The organism is Paraburkholderia tagetis (assembly GCF_022213065.1).
Taxonomy (GTDB): Bacteria; Pseudomonadota; Gammaproteobacteria; order Burkholderiales; family Burkholderiaceae; genus Paraburkholderia; species Paraburkholderia tagetis.
In genome coordinates this window covers 1-18,217 of the sequence record NZ_JAKLJA010000021.1, presented here as the reverse complement: position 1 = coordinate 18,217, position 18,217 = coordinate 1, and the positions used below count along the sequence as shown (strand labels likewise).

Genomic DNA, 18,217 nt, shown 5'->3' with positions numbered 1-18,217 from the left:
ATGTTGCGCACGACCGGCAAGGCACGCGCGCACCGCGAAGCTGCGAGCCCGCTGGACGGCGCGGTGCGCTCCGCGCTGCCGGCGGCGCTCGCGCCCGAGCTTGCGACGCCCGCCGACACACCGCCGAAGGGTGATGACTGGATCTATGAAGTGAAATTCGACGGCTATCGCGTTCTCGCGCGCGTCGACCAGCGCGCGCAGCACAAGGCGAACGTGCGGATCTTCACGCGCGGTGGTCTCGACTGGACCGCGAAGTTTCCGAAACAGGTCGAAGCGCTGCGCGCGCTCGATCTTCAATCGGCGTGGCTCGATGGCGAGGCGGCGGTGCTCGACGACCAGGGCGTGCCCGATTTTCAGGCTTTGCAGAACGCATTCGATGTGGGCCGCGCGGAGGCCATCACATTCTGGCTTTTCGACATCCCCTGGCTGGACGGCATGGATCTGCGCAAAGTGCCGCTCGAAGCACGCCGCGCGAAGCTGGCCGCGTTGCTGCAAGACAAGTCGCAAACAGCACTGCGCTTTTCCGAGGCTTTCGAGGGCGATCCGCAGGCGCTCCTGCAAGCCGCATGCGAGGCCAATCTCGAAGGGCTCATCGCGAAACAGCGTGATAGCGCCTACACGTCCACGCGCAGCGCCGCGTGGCTCAAGCTGCGTTGCGCGCGCCGCCAGGAGTTCGTGATCGGCGGCTATACGGAACCATCCGGCAGCCGCGTGGGATTCGGCGCGCTTCTCATCGGCGTCTATGAAGACGGCGCGTTGCGTTACGCAGGACGCGTCGGCACCGGTTTCGACGCCAGGCTGCTCACATCGCTTGCGCGCGAATTGCAGGCGCGCTCGCGCAAAGCTACGCCGTTCGCCGCGCTGCCTGCTGCGGAGCGGCGCGCGGCGGTGCATTGGGTGCGTCCCGAACTGGTCGCCGAAGTGCGCTTCAAGACGTGGACCAGCGCAGGTGTGGTGCGCCAGGCGTCGTTTGTCGGGCTGCGTCGCGACAAGGCGCCCGAAACGATCGTGCGCGAGCATCAATCGCCGCCGGTCGAAGTCGCGTCCGCTGCGCGCGGGCGAGACGCTCATTGATGAATTCGCACGGCATGGGGTTTGCGCGCCCTTATTGCAGGCGCGGCGGTCCGGTGGCAATGGGACGTCGCATTTCCAATCCGGTATCCAAGGGTACGACTGATTTTTAAGGAGTACGACTAATGGGTTATTCGACGATGAAGACTGCGACATGTGTGATCGCGTTGTTATTGTCCGGAGCGGCCTATGCTGCTGGAGGCGCAGGTTCAGGAGCCGGCGCAGGAGCCGGCGCAACGGGTGGCGGCCCGAGCAGTAACGGAACAGGGGCTGGCGGCGGGAATGCTGGTGGGGCGGCAGGCGTCGTACCCCATGGCAGGACCGGCATGGCTGGCCAGGCAAACGACAGCGGCTATGGCTCGCCCGGCGTGACCGGCACCGGCGGCGGTATGGGAAGCGGCACGGGGGCGACACCGAACCCCGCGCCATCGACCTATCCGGACCAAAGCGGCGGCAGCAATATGAACAGAGGGAACACGGGATCTGCGACACCGAACACGTCGCCGTAACGTGCTCATACCGCTCAGTAGCATTCTCCGCGGCGTGCCGGGAATCGGTGAACGCATGAAGCGCGAAGCCAACGAGTCATGGCGATGAATAAAGCAGACCGACAGGGCGACGCCCGGGCGCAATTTTCCTGCCTCGCGAAACCGCTCATCGACGAGGCAATCCATTTTGACGCGCACGGCGATGACGCTGCGGAGAATCTCCATCAGTTGCGCGTGGCGTTGCGGCGCCTGCGCACGCTGTTGTGGGCGTGGCGACCGCTGCTCGATCGCGACGCCGTCGAGCGTGAGCGGGCGTTTCTCAGGCGTGTGGCCGCCGCGGCTGGCGAAGCGCGCGACTGGGACATCGCCGCGATACAACTCCAGGCCGAAGGCATCGAGCTGCCCAGCGTGCGGCTCGATGCCATGCGCCGGGAAGCGCGCAAGCGCGTGGGCGTCGTGCTGTCGGCCGCCGATCTCAAACATACGCTGCCGGACATGCTGAACAGCGTGAGGGCCGGCCTGAACACCGCGCGCGCACGCACGCCGGTCAGGCGCTTCGCGCGCAAACGTTTGCGCGCGGCGCGCGACACGCTCGACAAGCGCATTCGTTACGCACGCAAGGCGAGCCGAGGCGAATACGCCGCCTGGCATGACGTGCGCAAGGGCGCGAAGAAGCTGCGGTACCTGTTGGAGTTTTTTGCGCCCATGGCCGCGCATGGTTACCGAAAGCGGCTGAAAGCATTGAAGAAGATTCAGAAGCGTTTTGGTAATCTGAATGATTCCGTAGCCACGCAACGGCTTCTGAAAGACCATCGCGATGTCTTCGCTGACGATGCGGCTGCGCAGGCCGCGCTCAAGAAACTTGGCAAGGAAAGCAGGCGCCGCCAACGTGCTGCCTCAAAAGTGCTCGGCTGAGTTTCGTGGTGAGAATGGTGCGCGAGCATCTTTTTTCATCCGACAAAAAAGTTTCGCGAACGTGTAATAAATGGGTGCCGAATCCAGTACGCATTCCAAACATTTCAAAATGATCCCTTGAAGGCCTTTCGGTGCGGGCGCAGGCTATTTATCTGATTTTTAGGCTCGCCGAAGGTGTCCGATACCCATGTTTTACGGACGATCCATGCGTTAAAACAGCTATTTATACTGGCGCTCCCACTGCCGTTAAACGGTGCATCGCCCGCCCGCGAATGTGTCCGAAAGGCAGGGATAACGACCTAAATAAGATGATTGGGAGCACATAAGATGAATCAGCTGGCCGGAGATATGCTAGTGACAGTCCTGAACATCGACGCGGAAATCAAGATCCGCACCAACCGCCTTACGGAGATGGAACGCAGCGCCGAAGATCCCATGGAACCCTGGCTAAATGAAGCGCGCGTCATTTTACGGGAGGACGTGGCCCGGCTCCGGCTGCGTCGCGAAGAACAATTGCGCAAGCTCGACGCCGTGCTTGCAGGCCGCACGGGCAACTCGGCGCGCAGCAGCAAGCACGTGCTGTTTGGCTGACTGGCGTTAGATCGCGCTCACCGCTCGTCAGGGGGCCGCGCTTTTCAATAGCTCGCCTAGCGTTTGCGCCAGCGTGGTGCCTTCGTCGATGCGCGCCTGCTCGATGTCCATTTGCTTCTTGTCGCCGACGCGTTGCGCCCACAGTTGCCGCTCGCGCGCGAAGATGATGCGTTCGTTGAGCGCGCGAATCGCCGTCCAGATGGCGTTTTCCTCGACTTTTTCGTGGCCTTCGGCGAGCGAGAGCGCACTGAACGCGTGCCCGGTATGGCAGCGGTATCGCAGCGGATGGTCATCGCGAATGCGCCACAAAGTACCGCCGCAGTCGGGGCAGGTGAGTGGCGAGCGTTCGCCGATCTGATCCAGTTCCTCGGGCTGCACCACCGCGCGCTGTGCGACGCGGGCCTCGAGATCGAGTATTGGCGTGTTCATGGGGATCGGCTCCTTGCGAGGGGCGCCGTCGAGTGCGGCAATGATCTGTTGCGTGAGCTGTTCGGCGCCGACAATGGCGTCAGCGCCCGCAGCCGCGAGGGCCGCGCGCGGCATCGAAGCGGTTTCGCAGTCGGCGGGCTCCTGCACGATGCCGTAGCCGCCGTGGGCGCGAATGGCCGCGAGTCCGGCCGCGCCATCGTCGAGATCGCCACTGAGGACGACGCCCACCACGCGCGCGCCATAGTGATGCGCCGCCGAGCGGAACAGCGGGTCGACGGCGGGGCGCGTGAAGTTTTCGGCGGCGCCATCGTCGAGCAGCAGCCGGCATTGCGGCGAGAGCAGCAGATGGCGGTCCGGTGGCGCGATATAGATTCTGCCCTTCGCAAACATCTCGCCGTTGGCGGGATGGCTCGCGGGCAGGCGACCCCAGCGCGACATTAGCGTAGGCAAGACGCTATCGTGCCTGCCAACGTGCAGCACGATGCACACGGCGGCTGGCAGTTCCACAGGCAACGTCATGGCGAGTAGCCTCAGCACGTTGAACGCGCCTCGGGAGCCGCCAATTACCAGAATGTCTCGTCGATTCATAAACCCTCCTTCGACGAGATCCGCAAGCGGCGCGCCTGTTATGAGCGCGCTCGCCATGCGTGCTACTACTGCGTCTGCTACGCGCGCCTTTTCCTTTTACATTCGTCTGCACATCATGGCTTGCAGCAGGGATTCGCCCACATTCGTGACACGCGGACGATGCGCGCCCGATGCAAGCGGCTCGAGCGAGACGAGTTGTTGCTTGAGCAGTGTGTCGAGTTCTTCGCGATTGGGGTCGATCTGGTCGGGCGACGCCTTCACCAGCATGAGCGCCGCGATTTCGTGAGGGCTCAGCATTTTTGTCTCCTGATCATGCATGACACGCGGTTTTTACCGCTTTATGAATTAGGTACTGATTTGCCTGAAAGGCGAATGCCTCTCCCCCGCGATCGGGCTTGCGTGGGACGTGCGATATTTGGTGGTTGATGTTGCCGACTGCTGCCGGCTCGCCGTACCTTGTGGATCGCTAAGTGGCGACTCTGGCCGGGAGAGGAATATATGAAGGATACGGCTGGAAAGGTTAAAAAGTATATGGTCGGGGCCTGTCCGTAATGTGCCGGTTTCGGACTTGTTTTTTTTCGCGTTTCCTTGTATTCGCGGTGGTCTATTAGTGTTGCCCCTGTGCGGGGCGGCACCTACTTTTCTTTGCAGCGGCAAAGAAAAGTAGGCAAAAGAAAGCCGCTCAAACCGCTAGTATGACGCCGTCCACCTCTTGCCGTTAATCGAAGTGGTTCCGGAGCATCCGTCATCTCGCACCTTCAATGTTAGTGACAAAGGGCTCATTCATCCCGCCGCTCGCTACGCGCGCAGCGGTCGGGTCTGCATGGGAAACCATGAGTACTGCCTGGGTAGGCGAATGCGAATGCACATGCACCCCCCTGGTTTTGGGTTATGCCCCACGGCGCGCGCAGCGCCGCCGGAGGAATGAGTCCTTAGTCACTCTGTTGTACGGCGCGTGGCGACAGACGCTCCGGAACCGCTCCGATTAACGGCAAGAGGTGGACGGCGTCACACTAGCGGTTTGAGCCGCTTTCTTTTGCCTACTTTTCTTTGCGGCTGCAAAGAAAAGTAGGTGCCGCCCCGCACAGGGGCAACACTAATAGACCACCACGAACACAAGGAAACGCGACAACAACCGCCTCCAAACCCTCACCAAAAAAAAGAGGTACATCGCTTGCGTAACGAGCATGCTCACGCACCCACAAGGAGCACGCATGCCACACCGCAAACCACCCCACAACCCACAGCCCGCGCCAGCCGACCCAAAATCACAGCAACTCGATACATTCCGCTCGCACCCGCAAGGCGAGGCACTGCGCACGAACCAGGGCGTAAAGATCTCCGACAACCAGAACACCCTGCGCGCAGGCCCACGCGGCCCCTCGCTGCTCGAAGACTTCATCATGCGCGAGAAGATCACGCACTTCGATCACGAGCGCATCCCCGAGCGCATCGTCCACGCGCGCGGATCGGCGGCGCATGGCGTTTTTCAGGTTTACGAATCGCAGGCCGAACTCACGCGCGCGGCTTTTCTCCAGGATCCAGCCAAAACCACGCCAGTCTACGTGCGCTTTTCAACGGTGCAAGGGCCGCGAGGTTCGGCGGACACCGTGCGCGATATTCGCGGTTTCGCCACCAAGTTCTACACGGAAGAAGGCAATTTCGATCTGGTGGGCAATAATGTGCCGGTTTTCTTTATTCAGGATGCCATCAAGTTTCCCGACTTCGTTCACGCGGTGAAGCCCGAGGCGCCCGATGAAATGCCCACTGGCGGCACTGCGCACGACACGTTCTGGGATTTCGTCTCGCTCGTGCCCGAGAGTGCGCACACCGTCATCTGGGCGATGTCGGACCGCGCGATTCCGAGGAGCCTGCGCATGATGGAGGGCTTCGGCGTGCACACGTTCAGGCTCATTAATGCCCACGGCAAGGCACGCTTTATCAAATGGCACTGGCGCCCCGTGCTCGGGTCGTATTCGTTCGTCTGGGACGAGGCGCAAAAGATCGCCGGCAAGGACCCCGATTTTCACCGGCGCGATTTGTGGGAGGCCATCGAGCGCGGCGACTTTCCAGAGTTCGAACTGGGCGTGCAAGTCATCGAAGAGGCCGACGAGCATAAATTCGGCTTCGATCTGCTCGATCCCACGAAGCTCGTTCCCGAGGAACAGGTGCCCGTGAAACTCATCGGCAAGATGACGCTCAACCGCAATCCCGACAACTTCTTTGCGCAGACCGAACAGGTGGCGTTTCATCCGGGCCACATCGTGCCGGGCATCGACTTCACGAACGACCCGCTCTTGCAGGGGCGTTTGTTCTCCTATACCGATACGCAGATCAGTCGGCTCGGCGGCCCCAATTTCCACGAGATTCCGATCAACCGGCCGCTTTGCCCCTTCCACAACAATCAGCGTGATGCCATGCACCGGCAAACGATTGCCGTTGGCCAGGCGTCTTACGAGCCCAATTCGGTGAGCGAGGGCTGGCCGAAGGAGACGAAGCCCGAGGCTGGCGGCTTCGAGAGCTATCAGGAACGTATGGAGGGCGCGAAGATCCGCGTGCGCAGCGATTCGTTCGCCGATCACTTCTCGCAGGCGACGATGTTCTATCGGAGCATGTCCGAGCCCGAGCAGGCGCATATCGTGAGCGCGTATTCGTTCGAACTCGGCAAGGTCACGAAGCCGGAGATACGCGAGCGCGTCGTCAATGAGATTCTCGCGAACATCGACGCCGATCTTGCCGCGCGTGTCGCCAAAGCGCTGGGGATGCCCGCGCCGAAGCCCGGCAGCAAGGCGGGCAACGCTGGCAGTGCGGGTAAGGCGGGTAACGCGCAGCCACCTGCTTCGCCGGCGCTCAGCCTGCTCAACCGCGTGAAGCCCGGCATCGCGACGCGCAAGATCGCGCTGCTGAGCGCGCCGGGCGGCGATGGCGCGATGATCCGCCAACTGCGCGACGAATTTGAAAAGGCCGGTGCGAAGGCTTTGCTCGTGGCGCCGACGTTTGAAGCCATCGATGGCCTCGTGCCCGACGCGACTATTGCGGGCATGCCCTCGGTGATGTTCGACGCGGTGTTCGTGCCCGGCGGCGAGCAGGCCGCGCAGACGCTCGCGAAGTCGGGCGACGCACGCCACTTCGTGAGCGAAGCGTTCAAGCATCTGAAAGCGCTTGGCGCCGTGGACACGGGACGCCTGCTCTTGAGCGCGGCGCAACTGCCCGACCCGGCAGACGGCGTGGCGCACGGCGACGTCGCCGACGTGGCGAACGTGCTCAGGGCGTTCATCGACGCGGCGGGGCAGCACCGCATCTGGTCGCGCGCGGCGCAAGCGGAGTCGGTGTCGGCTTGAGCGCACGCGCGCTTCGTGTTGAGCGCGCGCCAGCGTGCCAGGCGCGACGCTTGCGTGAGAGCGATCGTGCGAACTTCTATCGGGAGAAGGAGAAATGGCGACGACCACGGTCAGCGACTTCATCGTCGAACGGCTGCACGAGTGGGGCGTGCGGCGCATCTTCGGCTATCCGGGCGACGGTATCAACGGCGTATTCGGTGCGCTTCGGCGCGCCGGCGACAAGATCGGTTTCGTGCAGGCGCGCCACGAGGAAATGGCGGCCTTCATGGCGAGCGCGCATGCGAAATTCACGGGCGAGTTGGGCGTGTGCATCGCCACGTCCGGGCCGGGTGCGTCGCATCTGCTCACTGGCCTCTACGATGCGCGGCTCGATCACATGCCGGTGCTCGCCATCGTGGGCCAGCAGGCGCGCGCGGCGCTGGGCGCGCACTACCAGCAGGAGCTCGATCTGGTCTCGATGTTCAAGGACGTGGCCGGCGCTTACGTGCAGCAGGCGGTCGTGCCGGCACAGGTGCGCCACGTGATCGACCGCGCGGTGCGCATCGCGCTTTCGCGCCGCACCGTCACGGCCATCGTGCTGCCGAACGACTTGCAGGAGCTCGAGTACGAGCCGCCCGCGCGCAAGCATGGCACCGCGCACTCGGGCGTGGGCTACGCAGCGCCCGAGGTCGTGCCGCGCGAAGCGGACCTCAAGCGCGCAGCCGACGTGCTCAACGCGGGGCGCCGCGTGGCGATACTCGTGGGCGCCGGCGCGCTCAACGCCACCGACGAGGTGATCGCCGTGGCCGAGCGGCTGCACGCGGGCGTGGCCAAGGCGCTGCTCGGCAAGGCCGTGCTGCCCGACGACCTGCCTTGGGTCACGGGGTCGATCGGCTTGCTCGGCACCAAGCCCACCGACGAGATGATGTCCGCATGCGACACGCTCCTGATGATCGGCTCGGGCTTTCCGTATTCGGAGTTCCTGCCGAAGGAAGGCGACGCGCGCGCCGTGCAGATCGACATCGACCCTGGCATGCTGAGCGTGCGATATCCGATGGAGTTGTGTCTCGTGGGCGACAGCGCGGCCACTTTGCGCGCGCTGCTGCCGCTCCTCGAACAGAAGGATGCGCATAGCTGGCGCGATCGTATCGTGCATGCGGGCGGGCGCTGGCAACGCGTGCTCGACGAGCGCGCGCATGCGAAGACGAACGGCAAGGTCAATCCGCAGCGCGTGGTGACCGAACTCTCGCCGCGCCTGCCCGATGGTGCGATCGTCACGAGCGATTCCGGCTCATGCGCAAACTGGTATGCGCGCGACCTCAAGATCCGGCGCGGCATGATGTGCTCGCTTTCGGGCGGGCTTGCGTCGATGGGCGCGGCGGTGCCTTATGCGATCGCGGCCAAGCTCGCGTATCCGGAGCGGCCCGTGATCGCCCTCGTGGGCGACGGCGCGATGCAGATGAACAACATGGCGGAGCTCATCACCGTGTCGAAGTACTGGCGCGACTGGGCCGACCCGCGCTGGATCTGCGCGGTGTTCAACAACGAGGACCTGAATCAGGTTACCTGGGAGCAACGCGTAATGATGGGGGATCCTAAATTCGAGGCCTCGCAGGATATTCCGAATGTGCCTTATCACCGCTTTGCGGAGTTGCTGGGGCTCACGGGCATCTATGTCGACGATCCCGAACAGCTTGGCGCGGCGTGGGAGCAGGCGCTGGCTACGAAGCGGCCCGTGGTGATCGAAGTGAAGACCGACCCCGAGGTGCCGCCCTTGCCGCCGCACGTGACGATGGAGCAGGCGCGCCACTTCGCGCGCGCGCTGATGGAGGGCGACCCGGACGAAGGCAGCGTGATCGCGAATACCGCGCGCCAGGTGGTGGCGACGGTCTTGCCGGGGAAGAAGCATTAACCGCGAGCACTAACTGCGAGCACTGACCGCGCCGATTGATTGCACGCGCGTCCGTGCACAGGGGCCGGCCAGGCGCTCGCGCACTACACGCACTACATGCACTACAGGGAGGGCACATATGGGCAGGGCGTCATGCGCCCCATTTCAAGCCTTACGCGTAATTGCTTCATGATACGAATGCCGCCGCGCGTTCAGCGCTCGATGGACCACGACGCCTCGTTATGCAAACGCGCGACGAGTCCCGAGAGCGCGATTTCAACGGCATCGTCATAGGGGCTTGCCTGCCAGCGCACTTCGAACGACGCATCGAGGCGTCCGTGCGGCACGCCTTCGCCGGCCTGATGCGTGACGCCCAGAGGAACCACGAGACAGCGGCGGCCGTGCAGCGCTTCTTCGAGCAGTTGACGCGCGTCGTCGCCGACATCGTGGCCCACCGTGACGCGTGCACGGCGACCGCGCCGCAGGCGGTGTTCGACATGCTCGAGCGTCTGCAGCACGATCATGCCGAGCACCGTGCCTGCCACAGCGAGCGCGTACTGACCGCCGCCCGCACAAAGTCCGATTACCGTGACGTACCACATCGTCGCCGCAGTGGTGACGCCTTGCACGAGGCCATCCTTGCGCAGAATCGAGCCCGCGCCGATGAAACCGACACCGGAGAGAATGCCGAGCGGCAGCCGCATCAGGTCGAGCGTGACGAAGGAGTCCTGCGCCTTGCCGTGCTGAAGCAAGAGCACGTTCACCTGAAGCATCGCGAGACAGGCCGCAATGCAGACGAGCAAGGTCGTGCGCAGCCCGGCGGCATTGCCGGACTCGCCGCGATTCAGTCCGATCAGCGTGCCCGCGACGATGGCGACGGCAAGCCGGCCGGCGCAGTCGGGCCAGGAGAGCACGAGCGGCATCGGATTCATCTGCGGGTCTCCGGTATGGCGAAGCCGCCGGCGGCGCGCGCGTCGCGCGGCTGCGCGGTGGCGCGGGAGCGGCGCATGAAGGGCGTTGCGCAAGGCATGTGCCATCTGCGGGGCCGGCCGGAGGCCGGGTGGGGCGAGGGCGTGATACGCGCGGAGGAATACGACGTGCGCCAAAGGCAGTGCGTGCGCGCCGCCCCCGATGGCGGTCCGCGTGTTTTTCAACACGATGATAAGGAGCACCAATCATGAATAAACGTCACTTGATCGTTCCCGCCATTTTGAGTGCCATGCTGGCTGTCTCGGGCGCCGCGTCCGCGCAGGCTGCGGCGGGCGGCAACGCCGGCGCGGGAGCGGGCGGCAGTGCTGGCGCTGGTGCTGGCGGTGGTGCGGGTATGGGGGGCGGTGCGGGTATGAGTGGTGGCGCCGGCGGCTCCGCAGGCGGTCAGGCGACCGGTGTTTACCCGGCGCCCACGCAGGGCGTCGAGCAGGATCCCTCCGTCACCGGTGCTCAAAAGACCCCCGCGCATCGGACACAGTCGAAGAAGCATATGAAGCGGCCGATGAACGGCGCGAGCGGCGCAACGACTATGCCAGGCGGTAGCGGAAGCAACGGCGGCGAGTCGCAGTAAATTCCGCTTTCGCGCGGAAGAGGCAGGCGCGCGTCCCAGGTGCGATTTGCTGCATTGTTTCTGCTTTGTCGCGTTTCCTTGTATTCGCGGTGGTCTATTAGCGTTGCCCCTGTGCGGGGCGGCACCTACTTTTCTTTGCAGCGGCAAAGAAAAGTAGGCAAAAGAAAGCCGCTCACACCGCTAGTGTTACGCCGTCCACCTCTTGCCGGTTATCGAAGTGGTTCCGGAGCATCCGTCGCCCCGCACCTTCAAACTCAGTGACAAAGGACTCATTCATCCCGCTGCTCGCTACGCGCGCAGCGGTCGGGTCTGCATGGGAAACCATGAGTACTGCCTGGGTAGGCGAATGCGAATGCACATGCACCCCCCTGGTTTTGGGTTATGCCCCACGGCGCGCGCAGCGCCGCCGGAGGAATGAGTCCTTAGTCACTTCGTTGTACGACGCGTGGTGACAGACGCTCCGGAACCGCTCCGATTAAAGGCGAGTGGTGTACTGCGTCACACTAGCGGTTTGAGCCGCTTTCTTTTGCCTACTTTTCTTTGCGGCTGCAAAGAAAAGTAGGTGCCGCCCCGCACAGGGGCAACGCTAATAGACCGACACGAACACAAGGAAACGCGACCGAAAAAGGAACCGCGACCACCAAAGGAACCGCGACAAAGAAGACCAGAAAACACCCACCCAAGCAACCCTTACCGCTGAATAGCCTCCCGCAATCGCGTTGCATCGGCCGGAGCGACCGGCGCGGCATTATTGCCCCACGCACCCCTCACGAAACTAAGAACCTCAGCGATCTCACTATCCGTGAGCCTGGTCCGAAAGCCTGGCATCTTGCGCGGCTCGCCGCCGCCAGCAGTCTTCGGGCTCGCGCTGCCTTCGATCACAAGGCGCAGCGCGCTAGTCGGGTCTTCCGATAGCGTGAGCGCGCTGCCCGCGAGCGGCGGCGCCTCGTCGGGCTTGCCGCGTCCATCTGCGCCATGACATTTCGCGCAATACGCGAGATAGACTCCCGCGCCAGGCCGCTCCGGCGTGCCACCTTGCAAGGCTTGCCGGGTCGAGGCGCGCGCCTCGGGCGTATCGTCGTAGGTGCCGTTGCGCGCGCGCGCGGGCAGCGACTTCAGATAGATCGCGATGGCGTTCAGGTCGTCGTCGCTCAGGTGTTGCGTGCTCGCGCCCACCACGGGCGACATCGCGCCGAACGCATAGGCGCGCGCGTTATGGCCGTTGCGCAGGAAGGCCGCGATGTCGTCGACGCTCCACTGCCCGAGGCCGCTGCCCGGGTCGCCGGTGAGGTTCGGTGCATACCAGTTGTCGATCACGCCGCCCGTGAGGTAGAGCGGGCTATGCTCGTCGTAGCCCATTTCGTTGTAGGCGGGGCCGCGCGGTGTGTGGCAGGCGCCGCAATGGCCGAGGCCCTGCACGAGCCACGCGCCCCGGTTCCACTGCGCCGAGCGGGCGGGTTCGGTCTCGTAGCGACTATGACGCGAGAACGCCATGCGCCAGAACAGCAGCACCCAGCGCTGGTTGAAGGGAAAGGGCAGACGCGTCGGCTTCACCTCGTTCGGGACCGGCGTCACGCCGTACATGAAGTACTGATAGAGCGCATCCACGTCGCGGGGGGCGAGCGCCGCGAACGAGGGATAAGGCATCGCGGGATAAAGCCGTTTGCCGTCGGGCGCGACGCCGCGTTGCAGCGCCGCCGCGAATTGCTGGGGCGTATAGCGCCCGATGCCATGCACGGGGTCGGGCGTGATGTTGCTCGCGTAGATCGGACCGAACGGCGAATTCACGGCTTCGCCGCCCGCGAACGGCTCGTGTTGCGCGGAGTCGTGGCACGAGGCGCAGTCGCCGGCCGTGGCGAGCTGCTTGCCGCGTTGGATCTGGGCAGGGTCGGGCGGCGGCCGCGGGGCGTCGTTCGCTTCGCTGCCTGGGTGACAGGCGGTGCAAAGCGCGGCGGCGCACAAGAGCGCGGCAAGCAGCGCGGCATGCAGCGCGGGGAGCGAGCGGGGCGCTTTCATCGCAGGACTTGCAGGACTTGCGCAGGACGCGTTGCGGTCTTCATCGCCGTCTCTCATCGCACTCATCGCAATTCATCGTAACGACTCGCACAGGCGCTGCAGCGGCAACGCCACGAGCACCGAGATCGTGAACACGAGACCGACGGTGAACGCGATGGAGACGGCCTCGCCGCACCAGGCAACGAAGCCGAAGGTGTCGCGCTGCGGTGCGCGCAGCGCCAGCGAGTCGCGTAACGCGCGCCGCGCCGCGATCACGCCGGCCACCGCGAGCACGAACGCGGCGACGGAGGCAAGCGCGAGCAGCCAGTGCACGATGCTCCACGGCAGGGCATTGTGCTGCGTGACGCCGCCCACGCAGGCGGTCGCCACGAGGCTCATGCACAGGAGTACATGCGCCATCCAGACGAGCGGCACGCCAAGCAGTCCATACCAGGCGGCGGCGTGCTGAATGCGCGTGGGCGAGACGCGCACGGATGCTGCGGCGGGTTCCATCATTGACTCCGTATCCAGTAGGGCGAGAGATAAAGCACGCTGAAGATGAAAAGCCATACAACGTCGACGAAGTGCCAGTAAAGTCCGCCGATGTTGAGCGCGGCGTCGCGGCGGCCATCGAAGTAGCCGCGTGCGATCCAGATGGCGAGCCAGATCAGCATGACCACGCCGACCATCACGTGCGCCATGTGAAAGCCGGTAATTGTGAAGTAGAGCGAACCATAGAGATTCGATGCGATCCCGTAGGGCCGTTCATGCCACTCCGAGAACTGGACGCCCACGAACGCGATGCCGAGCGCGATGGCCACGACCATCGACCAGAACGCCGGCCGCGTGCGTGCGCGCCGCACGCAGGCGCCGGCGAGCCAGACGAATACGCTGCTCGTCAGCAGAATGACCGTGTTCACGCCGCTCACGCCGAGCTTGGGCAGACCTTCGGGCGGCCACGGCTGCGCGCTCTGCGAGGCGAGGTACAGGTACGAGAAGATCAGATAGCCGAACAGGGCCGCTTCCGTGACCACGAGCGTGAGCACGCCCCACCAGCCGCCCGCGTGCTCGCCGGCGCTGCCCACGGGCAGCGCGAGGCTTTCGTCGTCGCTGCCGGGCGCTTCCGGATCGACATCGGCGTCGACTTCGGGCGGCGCGGGCTGGAGTGCGAACGGCTCGCGCTGGCCGAGTTCCTTGCGCGGCCACAGCCACGCGAGCAGCGCCGCGCCGCAGGCGAGCGCGGCAAGCGCCGTGAGCACCACGGAGTGCAGCAGCAGTCCGACAAACACGAACGTCGCGGCCACGCCCAGCACGAAGGGCGAATACGCATCGTCGGGCATCTTGAGGATGACGTCGGGCTCGCCGCCAAGCGGCGTGATGCCGAGCGCCTCGCGCCCGCGATGCAGCAGGTAGCCGGGGCGCTTTACGTGCGCGTCGGGTGCCCAGAGCGGATCGCGCGAGCGCACACTCGGCAGGATAGCGAAGTTATAGGGCGGCGGCGGCGAAGAGGTCGACCATTCGAGTCCCGCCGCGCGCCAGGGATTCGGCCCCGCGCGCTCGCCGCGCCTGAGGCTCACGAGCAGGTTGCCAAGGAACATGGCGATGCCGATCGCGAACACGAACGCACCGATGGTCGTCACGAGGTTGGCGGTGTCCCAGCCCATGCCTTCGGGATAGGTATACACGCGGCGCGGCATGCCGAGCAGCCCCGAGATGTGCATCGGAAAGAAGCCCAGATTGAAGCCCACGAACAGCACCCAGAAGGTCCATTGGCCGAAGCGCTCGTTCATCAGCCGTCCCGTGAACTTCGGGAACCAGTAGACGAGGCCGCCCAACACGGGAAACACGTTGATGCCGAGCAGCACGTAGTGCAGATGCGCGACCACGAAATAGGTATCGGTGAGCTGCCAGTCGAGCGGCACGGCGGCCGTCATCACGCCCGAGACGCCGCCCACGGTGAACATCAGCACGAAGCCCGCGAAGTAGAGGAACGGTGTCTTGAAGACGGGTTTGCCGGTCCAGATGGTGGCGATCCACGCGAACACGGCAATCGCGCTCGGCACCGAGATGACCATGCTCGCCGCGCCGAAAAAGGCGAGCGCGAGCGGCGGCAGACCGGTCGCGAACATGTGGTGCAGCCAGACCTCGAAGCCCACGAGCATGGTCGCCAACGTCGAAAGCGCGACGGCGGCGTAGGCGGCGATGGGCCGGCGGCAGAAAGTTGGCAGTGCTTCGGAGACGATGCCCATCGCGGGCAGCACGACCACGTAGACCCACGGGTGCGCGAAGATCCAGAACAGATGCTGCCAGAGCAGCGGGCGGCCGTCCGCGCTGGTATCGAAGAAGTGCGTGCCCACGTTGCGGTCGAGCCAGAGCATGAAGAACGCGATGCTCACCGAGGGCACCGCGAGCAGGTTGGCGCCCGAGGCCGTCATGGTGCCCCAGACGAGGATCGGCAGCCGCGCGATGGACATACCGGTCGCGCGCATGCGCAGGAACGTGATGACGAAATTGGCGGCGCCCACGCTCGTCGAGATGCCGAGCAGGACCATGCCGAGCGCGTAGACGTCGATGTTCGGCCCGGGGTCATAGGCGGACGAGGAAAGCGGCACGTAGTTGAACCAGCCCGCGTTGGCGCCCTGGCCGCGCGGAAAGCTCACATAGAGCAGAATGCCCGCGCCCAGAAAGACCCAGTACGAGAACGCGTTCAGGCGCGGGAACGCCATGTCGCGCGAGCCGAGCACGAGCGGCCAGAGATAGTTGGAAAAGCCGCTCAGCACGGGCAGTGCGTAGAGAAAGATCATCGTCACGCCATGCATCGTGAAGAGCTGGTCGTATTGCTGCGGCGTGAGCAGCGTTTCATTGGGCTGCGCGAGCTGCGCGCGCATGGCGAGCGCCTCCACGCCGCCCAGTAGCAGGAACACGAACGCCGTAACCAGGTAGCGCATGCCAATGGTTTTGTGATCGACCGTGGAAAGCCAGCCGCGCCAGCCAGGGCGCGTTTCCCAGAGGGCTTCGAGGCAGCGCTCGGTTGGCTCGTCGAGCGGCGCGGTGCCGGTCTCGGGCACGCGCGAGAAGCGCGCTGCGCGCGGGCGCGATGGCACCGTGGCGCGGCTGGAAGTAGAGGATGCCGAATTATTGTTCATGGCGCTTGAATCACTGGAGCGTGTCGAGCCACGCCGCGAGGTCGCTGGCCTCGGCGGGCGTGAGGGCGATGGACGGCATCAGCGAGCCGGGTTTGATTTGCTGCGCGTGGGCGACCCAGTCGAGCCGGTTCGCGGACGTGTTGGCGAGCGCGCCCGCCGCGATCAACCGACGCGACGCGAGATGCGTGAGGTCGGGACCCTGTGCACCGTTGGCATCGGTGCCGCGCACGGCGTGGCAGGCCGCACAGCGTTCCGCGAATGCCTTGGCGCCGCGCTGGGTAGCGGGATTGCCTGGCGCTGCGGCGGGCCGCGCCTGGGCGCTCGCCCAGCGCTCGAACGCATCGGGCGGTTGCGCCACCACTTCCAGTGCCATATGCGCATGCTGCGGCCCGCAGAATTGCGTGCATTGGCCGCGCCAGACGCCGGGTTGATCGGCCTCGATCCATTGCCGGTTGACCTGACCCGGGATCGCCTGGGTTTTCCCGGCGAGCGCGGGCACCCAGAACGCGTGCACGACGTCGGCGCTTTCGAGGTCGATCTGCACCGGTGCGCCGGTGGGAATGTGGATCTCGTTGGCAGTGGCGAACGTCGCGCCGGAGGGCGTCGCATAGGTCGCCTTCCACCACCAGTCGTAGGCCGTGACGTGCACGGTGAGCGCGCTCGCGCGCGGCGGATCCGCGATCATGGCGAGCACGCGCAGCATACCCACGAGCGCACCGAGCAGGAGCACCGTTGAAATGGCGGTGCCGATGAGCACGAAGCGGTTTGCGGTTCGCTCGGCCTGCTGTTCGGCTCCATCGTGGGCTCGCGCTTCATGGTCCGGGGCCGGGTTCCGGGCTTGTTCCCGGGCCTGGTCTGTGAGCTGGGTTGCGTCCCAGGCTGAGCGCGTGGCGCGCAGCGCCATCACGAGCAGCACGGCGATCACCACGCAGACGACCACGCACAGCGCCGCCAGGCCCCAGCCCAGCAGCCGCACGGGCGCGGAAGCCGGGCCGGCGCTGTGCAGGAAATACGCGAGCGGCGTGTCCGCGCGGCAGGTGCTTGCCGCCATTGCGCAGCCGGGCACGCAGGCCTTGGCAGCCCATGCGCGCAGCGGTGCGCCACCAAGCCGCCCGGCAGCGCTCATGGCTGCCCCGATGACTGCCCTGATGGCTGTCCCGATGGCTTCCCCGATGGCTGTCCTGGTGGCTGCCGCGATGGCTGTCCTGATGACTGCCCCGATATCAGGCATGCGCGTGAAGCCGCTGGCCGGCCCGAGGCGGCGCCTGGCAGTGTCCCTGGCGGTGCCGGCTGTGCGAGAGACATCGACGTTCTCCTCAGCGGTGCGAAAAATGGCTTTGCTTGCCAAGCAGAGCGCGTGCCCGGCGCGGGCGGGCGAAAGGCTGTGGAAAGGTATGGGACGGCACGCCGGTTGCACATGGGTTGGCGTGCGATTACCTGACAGGACCTAACAGGAGCCAGCCCATGAAATTCGCCCTTGCAGCCATCGCCTGCGTCCTGGCGTGCGGCACGCCATTGTGCGCACAGGCGCAGCAGACCGAAGCCGCATCGACCACGGCGGCCAACCCCTTGCCGGCCACGGACCGGGCGTTTGTCCAGACGGCGTCGATGTCGTCGTCGACGGAAATCGATGCGGCGAAGCTCGCCATGCACAACACGGAGAACAAGGACGTGCATGCCTTCGCGCGCCATATGGCGCTCGATCACACGAAGCTCTCGGCGCAGTTGAAAATCGCCGCGCCGCAGGGCGTCGCGGTGCCCGTGAAGAATTCCGATGAGGCGGTGCTCAATTCGCTTCGTTCGCTCAAGGGAGCGGCGTTCGATAAGGCTTATGTGCAGAAGATGGGACTGCAAGGCCATAAGGACGCGTTACAGGCTTTTCATAAGGAAGCTGCCGATGGGCAGAACGATAATCTGAAGAAGGCGGCGCAAAAGGCGCTGCCGACGATCGAGCAGCATTACAGGATGGCGCAGGCGCTGGCGCAGAAGGTAGGGGAGGATATGGCTGCGGCGCGGTAGGGGGCGAGAGGGGTTTTCTTTTTTGCTTTTGATTTTTCGTTTTTGCTTTTTCGCGTTTCCTTGTATTCGCGGTGGTCTATTAGCGTTGCCCCTGTGCGGGGCGGCACCTACTTTTCTTTGCAGCGGCAAAGAAAAGTAGGCAAAAGAAAGCCGCTCAAACCGCTAGTGTGACGCCGTCCACCTCTTGCCCGTGATCGGAGCGG

At 64.8% G+C, this 18,217-nt stretch carries 14 protein-coding genes; 7 read left to right on the top strand and 7 right to left on the bottom strand.

Annotation, left to right across the window (positions count from 1 at the left end):
* The 3 genes from ligD to L5014_RS22260 all read left to right on the top strand — a co-directional run bounded on the left by ligD (position 1) and on the right by L5014_RS22260 (position 3,065).
* Positions 1-1,074, top strand: a complete 1,074-nt coding sequence (gene ligD, locus L5014_RS22275) for a non-homologous end-joining DNA ligase (protein ID WP_420800113.1) — start codon at positions 1-3, stop codon at positions 1,072-1,074.
* 590 nt (positions 1,075-1,664) lie between these two features.
* A complete protein-coding gene (locus tag L5014_RS22265) occupies positions 1,665-2,474 on the top strand; it encodes a CHAD domain-containing protein (RefSeq protein ID WP_238465907.1) in 810 nt (269 codons plus the stop codon).
* Positions 2,475-2,801: 327 nt separating this feature from the next.
* Positions 2,802-3,065 carry a hypothetical protein gene (locus tag L5014_RS22260; RefSeq protein ID WP_238465906.1) on the top strand — a complete coding sequence of 88 codons (264 nt, stop codon included), beginning with the start codon at positions 2,802-2,804 and terminating at the stop codon, positions 3,063-3,065.
* A gap of 27 nt (positions 3,066-3,092) precedes the next feature.
* On the opposite strand, the gene L5014_RS22255 is transcribed toward L5014_RS22260, so the two are convergent.
* Together L5014_RS22255 and L5014_RS22250 are read right to left on the bottom strand one after the other, a co-directional pair.
* Positions 3,093-4,082 carry a chemotaxis protein CheB gene (locus L5014_RS22255; protein ID WP_238465905.1) on the bottom strand — a complete coding sequence of 330 codons (990 nt, stop codon included), beginning with the start codon at positions 4,080-4,082 and terminating at the stop codon, positions 3,093-3,095.
* A 96-nt stretch (positions 4,083-4,178) separates the two neighbouring features.
* A complete protein-coding gene (locus L5014_RS22250) occupies positions 4,179-4,379 on the bottom strand; it encodes a hypothetical protein (RefSeq protein WP_238465904.1) in 201 nt (66 codons plus the stop codon).
* Positions 4,380-5,296: 917 nt separating this feature from the next.
* Here L5014_RS22250 and katE point away from each other — a divergent pair.
* Together katE and L5014_RS22240 are read left to right on the top strand one after the other, a co-directional pair.
* Complete coding sequence (katE, locus tag L5014_RS22245) at positions 5,297-7,423, top strand: catalase HPII (RefSeq protein ID WP_238465903.1); 2,127 nt, start codon at positions 5,297-5,299, stop codon at positions 7,421-7,423.
* 94 nt (positions 7,424-7,517) lie between these two features.
* On the top strand, positions 7,518-9,314 hold the full coding sequence (locus tag L5014_RS22240) for a thiamine pyrophosphate-requiring protein (protein ID WP_238465902.1): 1,797 nt from the start codon (positions 7,518-7,520) through the stop codon (positions 9,312-9,314).
* 191 nt (positions 9,315-9,505) lie between these two features.
* On the opposite strand, the gene L5014_RS22235 is transcribed toward L5014_RS22240, so the two are convergent.
* Complete coding sequence (locus L5014_RS22235) at positions 9,506-10,225, bottom strand: MgtC/SapB family protein (RefSeq protein WP_238465901.1); 720 nt, start codon at positions 10,223-10,225, stop codon at positions 9,506-9,508.
* Positions 10,226-10,470: 245 nt separating this feature from the next.
* On the opposite strand from L5014_RS22235, the gene L5014_RS22230 reads away from it, so the two are divergent.
* Positions 10,471-10,854 (top strand): hypothetical protein, encoded by a 384-nt coding sequence (locus tag L5014_RS22230; protein ID WP_238465900.1) that lies wholly within the window; start codon positions 10,471-10,473, stop codon positions 10,852-10,854.
* A gap of 690 nt (positions 10,855-11,544) precedes the next feature.
* Here L5014_RS22230 and L5014_RS22225 read toward each other — a convergent pair.
* The 4 genes from L5014_RS22225 to coxB are packed head-to-tail and all read right to left on the bottom strand — an operon-like array spanning position 11,545 to position 17,121.
* A complete protein-coding gene (locus L5014_RS22225) occupies positions 11,545-12,927 on the bottom strand; it encodes a c-type cytochrome (protein ID WP_420800115.1) in 1,383 nt (460 codons plus the stop codon).
* Positions 12,928-12,942: 15 nt separating this feature from the next.
* A complete protein-coding gene (locus L5014_RS22220) occupies positions 12,943-13,365 on the bottom strand; it encodes a cytochrome C oxidase subunit I (RefSeq protein WP_238465898.1) in 423 nt (140 codons plus the stop codon).
* A complete protein-coding gene (gene ctaD / locus L5014_RS22215; protein ID WP_238465897.1) occupies positions 13,362-15,995 on the bottom strand; it encodes a cytochrome c oxidase subunit I in 2,634 nt (877 codons plus the stop codon). The genes L5014_RS22220 and ctaD overlap by 4 nt, the downstream gene beginning before the upstream one ends.
* A 10-nt stretch (positions 15,996-16,005) precedes the next feature.
* A complete protein-coding gene (coxB, locus tag L5014_RS22210; protein ID WP_238465896.1) occupies positions 16,006-17,121 on the bottom strand; it encodes a cytochrome c oxidase subunit II in 1,116 nt (371 codons plus the stop codon).
* A 338-nt stretch (positions 17,122-17,459) separates the two neighbouring features.
* Here coxB and L5014_RS22205 point away from each other — a divergent pair, with 338 nt between their 5' ends.
* On the top strand, positions 17,460-18,014 hold the full coding sequence (locus L5014_RS22205) for a DUF4142 domain-containing protein (protein WP_238465895.1): 555 nt from the start codon (positions 17,460-17,462) through the stop codon (positions 18,012-18,014).
* Positions 18,015-18,217: the final 203 nt, after the last annotated feature.

What these genes read in the sequence shown, in the direction of transcription:
- ligD (WP_420800113.1), top strand. Translation starts at nt 1, where the DNA reads ATGTTGCGCACGACCGGCAAGGCACGCGCGCACCGCGAAGCTGCGAGC.
- L5014_RS22265 (WP_238465907.1), top strand. Translation starts at nt 1,665, where the DNA reads ATGAATAAAGCAGACCGACAGGGCGACGCCCGGGCGCAATTTTCCTGC.
- L5014_RS22260 (WP_238465906.1), top strand. Translation starts at nt 2,802, where the DNA reads ATGAATCAGCTGGCCGGAGATATGCTAGTGACAGTCCTGAACATCGAC.
- L5014_RS22255 (WP_238465905.1), bottom strand. Translation starts at nt 4,082, where the DNA reads ATGAATCGACGAGACATTCTGGTAATTGGCGGCTCCCGAGGCGCGTTC.
- L5014_RS22250 (WP_238465904.1), bottom strand. Translation starts at nt 4,379, where the DNA reads ATGCTGAGCCCTCACGAAATCGCGGCGCTCATGCTGGTGAAGGCGTCG.
- katE (WP_238465903.1), top strand. Translation starts at nt 5,297, where the DNA reads ATGCCACACCGCAAACCACCCCACAACCCACAGCCCGCGCCAGCCGAC.
- L5014_RS22240 (WP_238465902.1), top strand. Translation starts at nt 7,518, where the DNA reads ATGGCGACGACCACGGTCAGCGACTTCATCGTCGAACGGCTGCACGAG.
- L5014_RS22235 (WP_238465901.1), bottom strand. Translation starts at nt 10,225, where the DNA reads ATGAATCCGATGCCGCTCGTGCTCTCCTGGCCCGACTGCGCCGGCCGG.
- L5014_RS22230 (WP_238465900.1), top strand. Translation starts at nt 10,471, where the DNA reads ATGAATAAACGTCACTTGATCGTTCCCGCCATTTTGAGTGCCATGCTG.
- L5014_RS22225 (WP_420800115.1), bottom strand. Translation starts at nt 12,927, where the DNA reads ATGAGAGACGGCGATGAAGACCGCAACGCGTCCTGCGCAAGTCCTGCA.
- L5014_RS22220 (WP_238465898.1), bottom strand. Translation starts at nt 13,365, where the DNA reads ATGATGGAACCCGCCGCAGCATCCGTGCGCGTCTCGCCCACGCGCATT.
- ctaD (WP_238465897.1), bottom strand. Translation starts at nt 15,995, where the DNA reads ATGAACAATAATTCGGCATCCTCTACTTCCAGCCGCGCCACGGTGCCA.
- coxB (WP_238465896.1), bottom strand. Translation starts at nt 17,121, where the DNA reads ATGAGCGCTGCCGGGCGGCTTGGTGGCGCACCGCTGCGCGCATGGGCT.
- L5014_RS22205 (WP_238465895.1), top strand. Translation starts at nt 17,460, where the DNA reads ATGAAATTCGCCCTTGCAGCCATCGCCTGCGTCCTGGCGTGCGGCACG.